Here is a 10,111-nt window from a genome sequence, read left to right as displayed (position 1 = left end):
GCCGGAGCCGGAGCCGCGGCCGGCGTGGCCGGTGCTGCCGGCTTGGCCACCTTCGGCGCGGCGGGCTTTTTCGCCGCCGGCTTCTTCACCGCAGCAGGCTTGGCAGCGGCCGGCTTGGCAGCGGGTTTCGCAGCAGCCGGTTTCGCCGCAGGCTTGGCGGCAGCCGGTTTGGCGGCCGGCTTCGCAGCCGGTTTCGCCGCGGCCTTCGCAGCAGCAGGCTTGGCGGCCGGCTTGGCTGCAGGCTTCGCCGCTGCCTTGGCCGCGGCCGGTTTGGCCGCCGGCTTCGCAGCCGGTTTCGCAGCAGCCTTGGCAGCAGGCTTGGCCGCCGCGGTCTTGGCGGCCGGCTTGGCTGCGGGCTTCGCTGCAGCCTTGGCCGCAGGTTTCGCAGCGGCCTTGGCGGCGGGCTTGGCCACCGACTTGACGCTGACGCCGGTGAGTTTCTCGATCTGCCTGGTCAGGGTCTCGACCTTCGCATGCAGGTCCTTCACCTCGTTGCGGCTCGGCACGCCCAGGCGCGAGATGGCGCTGTTCAGGCGCTTGTCGAACGCCTCTTCCAGCTCACCCCACTTGCCCAGGGCGCGGTCCTTCACCTCGTCGACCTTGGAACGCGCCGAACGGGCGGTGGACTTCACCGCGCCGACGGACTTGTCGACCTCGGTCCGGGCCTGCTTCTCGGCCTTTTCGCCATCCTTGACCAGGGTCTCGAACAGCTTGCTGCCGTCCTTGCTGACCTTCGAGTAGGCCCCCAGACCAGCCAACCAGATTTGCCGCGAGTACTTCTCGATCTCGCCGACCCACCCGGACTCTTTTTTATCGGTAGTTTTCTTGCCAGCCATCCCGCTCTCCTCAATGAGTTTTCGCGACACGCTCGAGCACCGCGCTCAGCTCGTCAAGCTTAGCAGAGAGCGCCTCGACATCCTGCCGCGACGGAATGCCCATGCGGTTCAGCGCGGAGGCCACGCGGCTGTCGAAAGCCTTCTCGACCTTGTCCAGTTGCACCTCGAACTTGTCCTTCACCAGCGACACGCTGCTCTTGACGCTGTCGTTGGCCGACTCGACCTGCTCGGTCACCAGCTGGCGGCCCTTGGTTTCCAGGCCTTCGCCTTCCTTCACCAGCGACTTGAAGTACCCGGTGCCTTCGGCGCCGACGCGCGCATAGGCGCCCAGGCCGGCCAGCCAGATCTGGCGGGCGTAGTGCTTGACGTCGGTGATCAGGGACGACTCGCTGACGGCTTTCTCGACTTTCTTCTTGCTGGCGACCTTGGCCATGATGGTTTCCTCACACTGTTCTCGGGGGTCCGTAGAGGCCCGCAGCGTTGCGAGCTTGAGTGCAAGGTATCGGGGAAAATTAGAAAACACATACCAGGGAAGCGGCAGGCTGCAGGCTTCAAGCTGCAGGCAAGAGCGGCGGTGCTTCGCCTGCAGCCTGTAGCCTGCCGCCTGTAGCCCTCTGGAATCAGGCCAGCGCCTTGTCCAGCGCGCGTTCGATCTCGCCCTTGAGCATCCCGCCCATCGCCGACAGCAGCAGGCCCAGCTTGACCTCCACCGCCACGCGGTCGTCGCCCACCTCGATGCGTCCGTCCACGCCGCTGCGCCTGAAGGTCAGCGTGTCGCCCTGCCACTCGTAGCTCACGCCGTGCTCGCGGGCCAACTTCTCGGCCAGCTTCTGGGCCTTCTCGCGGGCGGCTTCGCGGCCGAGGGAATGGGGGCGTTCGACGTGGATGCGGGACATGGGTGGCTCCGGTATGACAGACCGGTGGATGATACGCCGCACGACGTTTCGCCGCACCCCGCGCCACGGGGCGGCGTTTTCCCCACATCCTGTTAGAATGGCCGCCACTGACTTCCAGGGTAGAAACGCCATGAGCGAGCCGCGCAAACCCGCCGGGGACCAAGGCCCCGCCGACCCCACCACGCACTTCGGCTACAAGACCGTGCGCGAGAGCGAGAAGGCCGAGAAGGTCGCCGAGGTGTTCCACTCGGTCGCCGCCAAGTACGACCTGATGAACGACCTGATGTCCGGCGGCGTCCACCGGCTGTGGAAGCGCTTCACCATCGAGCTGTCCGGCGTGCGCAGCGGCAACCGCGTGCTCGACATCGCCGGCGGCACGGGCGACCTGACCCGCCAGTTCTCGCGCCTGGTCGGCCCCACCGGCGAGGTGGTGCTGGCGGACATCAACGCCTCCATGCTCAAGGTCGGCCGCGACAAGCTGCTGGACAGCGGCGTGGCCGGCAACGTCAGGTTCGTCCAGGCCGACGCCGAGAAGCTGCCCTTCCCGGACAACCACTTCGACTGCGTGAGCATCGCCTTCGGCCTGCGCAACGTCACCCACAAGGACGCCGCCATCCGCTCCATGCTGCGGGTGCTCAAGCCGGGCGGGCGCCTGCTGGTGCTGGAGTTCTCCAAGCCCACCAGCAGCCTGCTGTCCAAGGCCTACGACGCCTACTCCTTCACCCTGCTGCCGCTGATGGGCAAGCTGGTCACCAACGACGCCGACAGCTACCGCTACCTGGCCGAGTCGATCCGCATGCACCCGGACCAGGAAACCCTGAAGTCGATGATGGTCGAGGCCGGCTTCGACCGCGTCACCTACCACAACATGACCGGCGGCGTGGTCGCCCTGCACCGCGGCATCAAGCCCTGAGATGGCGCTCCTGACCCAGGCGCTGCTGGCCAGCGCCGAAGCCGGCGTGAACCGCGTGCTGCGCCTGGACGGCGTGGCCCTGCAGCGCCTCGCCCGGCTGGCCGGGCGGGTCCTGGAAGTGGACTGCCAGGCCCCCGTGCTGCGCCTGTTCATCCTGCCCGACGCCGACGGCCTGCACCTGGCCGCGCACCACGAGGCCGCGGTGGATTGCACCCTGCGCGCCCCGGCCGGGCGCCTGCTGCAGCTGGCCCTGGCCGCCGACAAGACCAGCGTGCTGCACAGCCCGGAAGTGGAGATGGGCGGCGACAGCGCCCTGCTGCTGGAGCTGGCCGACATCCTGCAAAGCCTGGAGCTGGACTGGGAATACGAAGTGCAGCGCTGGCTCGGCCCGCTGCCCGCGCAACTGCTCGGCAGCCGCCTGCGCGGCGGCGCGCGCTGGGCCGGCGACAGCCTGGAAAGCCTGCGCCTGAGCCTGGCCGACTACCTCGCCGAGGAAAGCCGCACCCTGGTCGGGCGCAACGAGGCCGAAGCCCGCTTCGCCGAACTCGACCAGCTGAAGATCGCCCTCGACCGCCTCGACGCGCGCCTGGCGCGCCTGTCCAAGAAGCCGAAACCCGACGCATGAAGCTGCTCGCCTTCCGCCGCCTGCTGCGCATCCAGAGCGTGGTGATCCGCTACCGCCTCGACGACCTCATCCTCGAACTGCCGATGCTGCCCTGGTACCTGCGCCTGCTCGGCGGCCTGCTGCCCTGGCGCTGGCTGCCGCGGCGCAAGCTGGAGCTGTCCCGCGGCGAGCGCATCCGCCTGGCCCTGGAGGGCCTGGGGCCGATCTTCATCAAGTTCGGGCAGATCCTCTCGACCCGCCGCGACCTGCTGCCCGACGACATCGCCAACGAGCTGGCGCGCCTGCAGGACAAGGTTCCGCCGTTCCCGCCGGAAGCCTCGGTGGCGCTGATCGAGGAACAGTTGGGGGCCAGGGTCGAGCAGGTCTTCGCCCGCTTCGAGCGCGAACCGCTGGCCTCGGCCTCGGTGGCCCAGGTGCACGCCGCGCAGCTCAAGAGCGGCGAGGAAGTGGTGGTCAAGGTGATCCGCCCGGGCCTGAAGCCGGTGATCCGCGCCGACATCGCCTGGCTGTTCATCCTCGCCCGCCTGGCCGAGCGCATGTCCAGCGACGCCCGCCGCCTGCACCCGGTGGAGGTGGTCAGCGACTACGAGAAGACCATCTACGACGAACTCGACCTGCTGCGCGAGGCCTCCAACTCCAGCCAGCTGCGGCGCAACTTCGACGGCTCGCCGCTGCTCTACGTGCCCCAGGTGTACTGGGACTGGTGCCGGCCCAAGGTGCTGGTGATGGAGCGCATCTACGGCATCCCGGTCACCGACCTGGACACCCTGCGCGACCAGCGCACCGACTTCAAGGCCCTGGCCGAGCGCGGCGTGGAGATCTTCTTCACCCAGGTGTTCCGCGACAGCTTCTTCCACGCCGACATGCACCCGGGCAACATCTTCGTCAGCACCCGCACGCCCTGGAGCCCGCAGTACATCGCGGTGGACTGCGGCATCGTCGGCAGCCTCACCGACGAGGACCAGGACTACCTGGCGCGCAACCTGATCGCCTTCTTCAAGCGCGACTACCGCAAGGTCGCCCAGCTGCACATCGACTCCGGCTGGGTGCCGGCGGAAACCCGCGTCAACGACTTCGAGGCGGCCATCCGCACGGTGTGCGAGCCGATCTTCGAGAAGCCGCTCAAGGACATCTCCTTCGGCCAGGTGCTGCTGCGCCTGTTCCAGACCGCGCGGCGCTTCAACATGGAAGTGCAGCCGCAGCTGGTGCTGCTGCAGAAGACCCTGCTGAACATCGAGGGCCTGGGCCGCCAGCTCTACCCCGAGCTGGACCTGTGGACCACCGCCCAGCCCTTCCTCGAGCGCTGGATGCGCGAGCGCGTCAGCCCCGCCCAGCTGCTGCGCAACGCCCAGCAGCACATCGAGCAGTTGCCGCACCTGGCGCAGATGACCCGCGACACCCTGGAGCGCCTGGCGCAGCCGCAGGAGCCGCAACCGGCCGGCGCGCAGCCCCTGGCCGGCGCCTGGGTGCCGCGGCTTATCGGCGCAGTGCTGGTGGCCGGCGCCACCCAGATCGGCCTGGCCACCCACAGTATCGAGGCCTGGCCGGCCTGGGCCATGCTGGCCGGTGGTCTGTATCTGATCCTGCGCCGATAGCCAGTCGTCGCCACTGCTGGCACACTTGGGAATCACCGAAACTGCCGCGGGGCGCGAGAACGCCCGCTGTACGGAAGCGAAGATGAAAGACTGGCTGGACGAAATTCACTGGAACGCCGACGGCCTGGTGCCGGCGATCGCCCAGGACCACAAGACGGGCCGCGTGCTGATGATGGCCTGGATGAACCGCGAATCCCTGGCCCTGACCGCCGCCGAGGGCCGCGCCATCTACTGGTCGCGCTCGCGCGGCAAGCTCTGGCGCAAGGGCGAGGAATCCGGCCACGTGCAGAAGCTGCACGAGCTGCGCCTGGACTGCGACGCCGACGTCGTCATCCTGATGGTCGAGCAGGTCGGCGGCATCGCCTGCCACACCGGCCGCGAAAGCTGCTTCTACCGGGTCTACCAGGACGGCGGCTGGAAGGTCGTCGACCCGGTGCTCAAGGACCCGCACGCCATCTACGACAAGCCGGGGCACAGCCATGAGTGACAACACCCTCGCGCGCCTGGCCGAGGTGCTGGAGGGGCGCAAGAATGCAGCCCCCGAAAGCTCCTACGTGGCCAGCCTGTACCACAAGGGACTGAACAAGATCCTGGAAAAGGTCGGCGAAGAATCGGTGGAAACCATCCTCGCCGCCAAGGACGCCGCGCAGAGCGGCGACTGCACGGACCTGATCTACGAAACCGCCGACCTCTGGTTCCATTCCCTGGTCATGCTCGCCGCCCTCGGCCAGCATCCCCAGGCGGTGCTGGACGAGCTGGAGCGCCGTTTCGGCCTCTCCGGCCACGACGAGAAAGCTGCGCGCCAGCCGTCGGCCTGAACCCGATTACTTCGAGGAGAACAAGATGGGCATCTTTGACTGGAAACACTGGGTCGTCATCCTGATCGTGGTGGTGCTGGTATTCGGCACCAAGCGCCTGAAGACCCTGGGCTCGGACGTCGGCGAGGCGGTCAAGGGCTTCCGCAAGGCGATGAACACCGAAGAGGAAGACAAGCCCCAGCAGCCGCCGGCCAACCCGCCGCTGAACCAGCCCCACACCATCGACGCCCAGGCGCAGAAGGTCGAAGAGCCGCAGCGCAAGGACTGATGGGATAGAACGCCATGTTCGGAATCAGCTTCAGCGAACTGCTGCTGGTGGGCCTGGTCGCCCTTCTGGTGCTCGGCCCCGAGCGCCTGCCCGGTGCCGCGCGCACCGCGGGCCTGTGGATAGGCCGGCTGAAACGCAGCTTCAACGCGATCAAGCAGGAAGTGGAGCGTGAACTGGGCGCCGACGAGATCCGCCGGCAGTTGCACAACGAGCACATCCTGCAGATGGAGCGTGAAGCGCAGAAGCTGATGGCGCCGCTCACCGGCCAGCAGCCGCCGGCCGAAACCGCTACGCAGGCCGAGCCGCCGGCGCCGCCCACCATCGCGCCGAACAGCCGCCTGGCCAACATGCCCGGCGTCGGCATCCCGGCCGCGCCCGAGGCGCCCGCCGCCGACGCCGCGCCAGCCGCTCCCGAGGCCCCGGCCGCGCCTGCCGCCGCCCAGACGCCTCCTCCGTCCGAGACGCCGCGTACCCCATGAGCGACGAAAAACCCGAACAGCCCGAAAACGACCAGGAAATGCCCCTGGTCTCGCACCTGACCGAGCTGCGCACGCGCCTGCTGCGCTGCGTGGTGGCGATCTTCGTGATCTTCATCGGCCTGCTGTACTTCTCGCAGAAGATCTACGCCCTGGCCTCCGCGCCGCTGCGCCGCTTCCTCCCGGAAGGCGCGACCATGATCGCCATCGACCCGGCCTCGGCGTTCCTCGCGCCGCTGAAGCTGACCATGATCGTCGCCGTGCTGCTGGCCATGCCGGTGATCCTGGCGCAGATCTGGGGCTTCATCGCCCCCGGCCTGTACAAGCACGAGAAGCGCGTGGCCCTGCCGCTGCTGGCCTCCAGCGTGGTGCTGTTCTACACCGGCATGGCCTTCGCCTACTTCCTGGTGTTCCCGTTGATGTTCCACTTCTTCCTCGGCCAGGCCCCGGAAGGGGTGACGCCGATGACCGACATCAACAGCTACCTGGACTTCCTCACCCTGCTGTTCGCCTTCGGCGTGGCCTTCGAGATCCCCGTGGCCACGGTGCTGCTGGTGTGGATCGGGGTGGTCGACGTGGCCTACCTGAAGAAGATCCGCCCCTACGTCATCATCGGCTGCTTCGTGGTCGGCATGATCCTCACCCCGCCGGACCCGATGTCGCAGACCCTGCTCGCCGTGCCCATGTGGATGCTGTTCGAGGCCGGGGTGCTGTTCAGCCGGCTGATCCGCAAGCGCAACCGCGACGAGGATGCGCAGCCCGAAGAGAAAGGCGACCAGCCGCCGGCAACGCGCCCGTGAACCTGCTGCTGCTGGACGACGCCGACTTCGTCGCGGCGGACCGCGTGTTGCTGCGCGACCGCCGCCTCACCCACCTGCATGAAGTGCACCGCGCCGAGAGCGGCGACAGCCTGCGCGTCGGCCGCCTGGGCGGGCTGATGGGCGAAGGCCGCCTGCTGAACCTTTCGCGCGACGAGGCCGAGCTGCAGGTGAGCTTCACCCAGGCGCCGCCGGCCAAGCTGCCGCTGACCTTGCTGCTGGCCCTGCCGCGGCCGAAGATGCTGCGCCGCGTGCTGCAGACCGTGGCCGCCATGGGCGTGCCGCGCCTGGTGCTGCTGAACAGCTACCGGGTGGAGAAGAGCTTCTGGCAGACGCCCTTCCTGGAGCCGGCGGCCATCCGCGAGCAGCTCGTCCTCGGCCTGGAGCAGGCCCGCGACACCGTGCTGCCCGAGGTGATCATCGAGAAGCGCTTCAAACCCTTCGTCGAGGACCGCCTGCCGGCCCTGGCCGCCGGCAGCCTGGGCCTGGTCGGCCATCCCGGGCCCTGGCCGGCCTGCCCGCGGGCGGTCGAGCAGGCCGTGACCCTGGCCATCGGCCCCGAGGGCGGCTGGATTCCCTACGAGGTCGAGAAACTGCGCGAGTCCGGCCTGGCCCCGGTGCAGCTTGGCGAGCGCATCCTGCGCGTGGAAACCGCGGTCACCGCCCTGCTGGCCCGGCTGTTCTGACCTGAAGGCCCGCGACAGCCCCAACGGGGATCGTCTGTCAGAAATTTACTAAAGAAATTTCAGATTCGTGTCGCCCCGCCGATATGTCAGGCATTGGTCGATCGGCAGCCGCACCACGCGGCGGCCGCTGCCCCACAGTCCCCTGGAGCGCCGCGTTCATGTCCCGCTGGTTCAGCAATCTCACGGTCAACTGGAAACTCGCCATCGGCTTCGGCCTGGTGCTGCTGCTCACCCTGCTCATCGCCCTGACCGGGGCGCTCAACCTGAACAGCCTGATCTCCCGCGGCGACAAGCTGGGCGAGATCTCCAACCTGCTGGGCCTGACCAAGGACCTGCGCACCGCGCGCCTGAAGTACCAGGCCAGCCGCGCGGCGGATGATGCCAAGCTGGTGGAGCAGAGCATCGACCAGCTGGACCGCCAGCAGCAGCGCGTCGGCCAGTTGCTCGACGACGCCGTCGACCTGGAGAAGGTCGAACAGCAACGCCAGCTCACCAAGCAGTACCGCACCCTGTTCAAGAGCCTGCAGAAGTCCTTCGACAGCCGCGACAGCGCGCGCAAGACGCTGATCCGCAAGGCCTCGGTGGTCACCCAGGGGCTGGAGCTGGTGGAGCAGCACCTGGTGGAGACCGGCAGCGTCGAGTCCCTCAAGGCCCTCGCCGACGTCTCCGAGCTGGGTCGCCAGGTGATGGACGCCCGCTTCCAGGTGCTGAGCTACACCGCCAACGAGGACCCCAGCCTCGAACAGGGCGCGATCAGCGCCCTGGAGCAGGTCACCGCCACCGTGGAACAGCGCGCCCAGGCCGCCGTGCCCGAGCAGCAGGCCAACTACCAGGCCGTGGTGAACGCCCTGCACGACTACCGCAAGGCGCTGGACCGCTACCGCAACGAAGTCAACGGCAGCCAGCAGGCGCGCAACCAGATGCGCGACAGCGGCCTGCTGATCGAGAAACTCAGCGTCGAGCTGAGCGACGACCAGACCGCCAAGCGCGATGAGGACGCCAGCCACGCCAAGCAACTGCTGGCCCTGGCCTCGCTCATAGTCCTGGTGCTGGGCGTACTGGCGGCCTGGCTGATCACCCGACAGATCGTCCTGCCGCTGCGCCAGTCGCTGGCCGCTGCCGCGCGCATCGCCGACGGCGACCTCAGCCAGGAACTGCGCGTCGAGCGCCGCGACGAGCTGGGCCAGCTGCAGGCCAGCATGCAGCGCATGAGCCAGTCGCTGCGCGAGCTGATCGGCCGCATCCACGACGGCGTCACCCAGATCGCCAGCGCCGCCGAACAGCTCTCGGCGGTCACCGAGCAGACCAGCGCCGGGGTGAACAACCAGAAGAGCGAGACCGACCAGGTGGCCACGGCGATGACCGAGATGGCCACCACCGTGCTGGAAGTGGCGCGCAATGCCGAGGAAGCCTCGGAGGCCGCCAGCGCCGCGGACCGCGAGGCCGGCGCCGGCGCCCAGGCGGTCAGCGAGGCGGTCGGGCAGATGGACCGCCTGGCCGGCGAGGTCGGCCGTTCCAACGAGGCGGTGCAGCAGCTCAAGCGCGAGAGCGAGAAGATCGGCAGCGTGCTCGACGTGATCAAGGCGGTGGCCGAGCAGACCAACCTGCTGGCGCTCAACGCCGCCATCGAGGCGGCCCGTGCCGGCGACGCCGGGCGCGGCTTCGCCGTGGTGGCCGACGAGGTGCGCGCCCTGGCCCGGCGTACCCAGCAGTCCACCGAGGAGATCGAGGAACTGATCGCCGGCCTGCACAGCGGCACCCAGCAGGCCGTGCAGCGCATGGAAAGCAGCCGCGCGCTCACCGACAACACCCTGGACCTGGCGCGCCGCGCCGGCGAGCGGCTGGAGGCCATCACCCGCACCGTCTCCGGCATCCAGTCGATGAACCAGCAGATCGCCGCCGCCGCCGAGCAACAGAGCGCGGTGGCCGAGGAGATCAACCGCAGCGTGCTCAGCGTGCGCGACATCTCCGAGCAGACCGCCGCCGCCAGCGAGGAAACCGCCGCCTCCAGCGTCGAGCTGGCGCGCCTGGGCAACGAGCTGCAGGGCCTGGTCGGGCGCTTCCGCCTCTGAGTCCCCTCCCCCTCCGGCCCGCCGTCCTGGCGGGCCCTTGCCCGCGTACGAAAAATTACACATCAGGCACTGAAGTTTCAGGCAACGTCGCCGATAAGTTCTGACGCA

General features: G+C 68.6%; 13 protein-coding genes and 1 pseudogene. 11 read left to right on the top strand and 3 right to left on the bottom strand.

Annotation, left to right across the window (positions count from 1 at the left end):
- The 3 genes from DK254_RS09935 to DK254_RS09925 all read right to left on the bottom strand — a co-directional run.
- Positions 1-836, bottom strand: an 836-nt coding sequence (locus DK254_RS09935; RefSeq protein WP_109933973.1) for a phasin family protein, incomplete at its 3' end; no start/stop codon positions are given.
- Positions 837-846: 10 nt separating this feature from the next.
- Positions 847-1,269 (bottom strand): phasin family protein, encoded by a 423-nt coding sequence (locus tag DK254_RS09930; protein ID WP_089392885.1) that lies wholly within the window; start codon positions 1,267-1,269, stop codon positions 847-849.
- Between the two features lie 187 nt (positions 1,270-1,456).
- Complete coding sequence (locus tag DK254_RS09925) at positions 1,457-1,732, bottom strand: polyhydroxyalkanoic acid system family protein (RefSeq protein WP_089392884.1); 276 nt, start codon at positions 1,730-1,732, stop codon at positions 1,457-1,459.
- 130 nt (positions 1,733-1,862) lie between these two features.
- Between DK254_RS09925 and ubiE the strand changes: the two genes are divergently transcribed.
- The 11 genes and pseudogenes from ubiE (at position 1,863) to DK254_RS35145 (ending at position 10,003) form a co-directional block, all read left to right on the top strand.
- Complete coding sequence (gene ubiE, locus DK254_RS09920; RefSeq protein WP_109933643.1) at positions 1,863-2,645, top strand: bifunctional demethylmenaquinone methyltransferase/2-methoxy-6-polyprenyl-1,4-benzoquinol methylase UbiE; 783 nt, start codon at positions 1,863-1,865, stop codon at positions 2,643-2,645.
- A gap of 1 nt (position 2,646) precedes the next feature.
- Positions 2,647-3,270 (top strand): SCP2 domain-containing protein, encoded by a 624-nt coding sequence (locus DK254_RS09915; RefSeq protein ID WP_109933642.1) that lies wholly within the window; start codon positions 2,647-2,649, stop codon positions 3,268-3,270.
- A complete protein-coding gene (ubiB, locus tag DK254_RS09910) occupies positions 3,267-4,865 on the top strand; it encodes a ubiquinone biosynthesis regulatory protein kinase UbiB (protein ID WP_109933641.1) in 1,599 nt (532 codons plus the stop codon). Before DK254_RS09915 ends, ubiB begins: the two co-directional genes overlap by 4 nt.
- A gap of 82 nt (positions 4,866-4,947) precedes the next feature.
- A complete protein-coding gene (hisI, locus tag DK254_RS09905; protein WP_058487683.1) occupies positions 4,948-5,352 on the top strand; it encodes a phosphoribosyl-AMP cyclohydrolase in 405 nt (134 codons plus the stop codon).
- Complete coding sequence (locus DK254_RS09900) at positions 5,345-5,683, top strand: phosphoribosyl-ATP diphosphatase (RefSeq protein ID WP_009615404.1); 339 nt, start codon at positions 5,345-5,347, stop codon at positions 5,681-5,683. The genes hisI and DK254_RS09900 overlap by 8 nt, the downstream gene beginning before the upstream one ends.
- Positions 5,684-5,708: 25 nt before the next feature.
- Positions 5,709-5,951 (top strand): twin-arginine translocase TatA/TatE family subunit, encoded by a 243-nt coding sequence (locus DK254_RS09895; protein ID WP_089392879.1) that lies wholly within the window; start codon positions 5,709-5,711, stop codon positions 5,949-5,951.
- Between the two features lie 14 nt (positions 5,952-5,965).
- Complete coding sequence (tatB, locus tag DK254_RS09890; protein WP_109933640.1) at positions 5,966-6,430, top strand: Sec-independent protein translocase protein TatB; 465 nt, start codon at positions 5,966-5,968, stop codon at positions 6,428-6,430.
- Positions 6,427-7,227, top strand: a complete 801-nt coding sequence (tatC, locus tag DK254_RS09885) for a twin-arginine translocase subunit TatC (protein WP_089392877.1) — start codon at positions 6,427-6,429, stop codon at positions 7,225-7,227. Before tatB ends, tatC begins: the two co-directional genes overlap by 4 nt.
- Positions 7,224-7,931 (top strand): 16S rRNA (uracil(1498)-N(3))-methyltransferase, encoded by a 708-nt coding sequence (locus DK254_RS09880; protein ID WP_109933639.1) that lies wholly within the window; start codon positions 7,224-7,226, stop codon positions 7,929-7,931. The genes tatC and DK254_RS09880 overlap by 4 nt, the downstream gene beginning before the upstream one ends.
- 83 nt (positions 7,932-8,014) lie before the next feature.
- Positions 8,015-9,148 (top strand): annotated as a pseudogene (locus DK254_RS35150) (methyl-accepting chemotaxis protein); the annotation flags it as partial.
- Positions 9,131-10,003 carry a methyl-accepting chemotaxis protein gene (locus DK254_RS35145; RefSeq protein WP_371921128.1) on the top strand — a complete coding sequence of 291 codons (873 nt, stop codon included), beginning with the start codon at positions 9,131-9,133 and terminating at the stop codon, positions 10,001-10,003. The pseudogene DK254_RS35150 and the gene DK254_RS35145, both read left to right, overlap by 18 nt.
- The last annotated feature ends 108 nt before the right edge of the window (positions 10,004-10,111 follow it).

The organism is Pseudomonas sp. RW407, from assembly GCF_003176655.1.
In the GTDB taxonomy this organism is placed as follows: Bacteria; Pseudomonadota; Gammaproteobacteria; order Pseudomonadales; family Pseudomonadaceae; genus Pseudomonas; species Pseudomonas delhiensis.
This window is presented reverse-complemented; position numbering and strand designations above follow the sequence as displayed.

What these genes read in the sequence shown, in the direction of transcription:
- DK254_RS09930 (WP_089392885.1), bottom strand. Translation starts at nt 1,269, where the DNA reads ATGGCCAAGGTCGCCAGCAAGAAGAAAGTCGAGAAAGCCGTCAGCGAG.
- DK254_RS09925 (WP_089392884.1), bottom strand. Translation starts at nt 1,732, where the DNA reads ATGTCCCGCATCCACGTCGAACGCCCCCATTCCCTCGGCCGCGAAGCC.
- ubiE (WP_109933643.1), top strand. Translation starts at nt 1,863, where the DNA reads ATGAGCGAGCCGCGCAAACCCGCCGGGGACCAAGGCCCCGCCGACCCC.
- DK254_RS09915 (WP_109933642.1), top strand. Translation starts at nt 2,647, where the DNA reads ATGGCGCTCCTGACCCAGGCGCTGCTGGCCAGCGCCGAAGCCGGCGTG.
- ubiB (WP_109933641.1), top strand. Translation starts at nt 3,267, where the DNA reads ATGAAGCTGCTCGCCTTCCGCCGCCTGCTGCGCATCCAGAGCGTGGTG.
- hisI (WP_058487683.1), top strand. Translation starts at nt 4,948, where the DNA reads ATGAAAGACTGGCTGGACGAAATTCACTGGAACGCCGACGGCCTGGTG.
- DK254_RS09900 (WP_009615404.1), top strand. Translation starts at nt 5,345, where the DNA reads ATGAGTGACAACACCCTCGCGCGCCTGGCCGAGGTGCTGGAGGGGCGC.
- DK254_RS09895 (WP_089392879.1), top strand. Translation starts at nt 5,709, where the DNA reads ATGGGCATCTTTGACTGGAAACACTGGGTCGTCATCCTGATCGTGGTG.
- tatB (WP_109933640.1), top strand. Translation starts at nt 5,966, where the DNA reads ATGTTCGGAATCAGCTTCAGCGAACTGCTGCTGGTGGGCCTGGTCGCC.
- tatC (WP_089392877.1), top strand. Translation starts at nt 6,427, where the DNA reads ATGAGCGACGAAAAACCCGAACAGCCCGAAAACGACCAGGAAATGCCC.
- DK254_RS35145 (WP_371921128.1), top strand. Translation starts at nt 9,131, where the DNA reads ATGCAGCGCATGAGCCAGTCGCTGCGCGAGCTGATCGGCCGCATCCAC.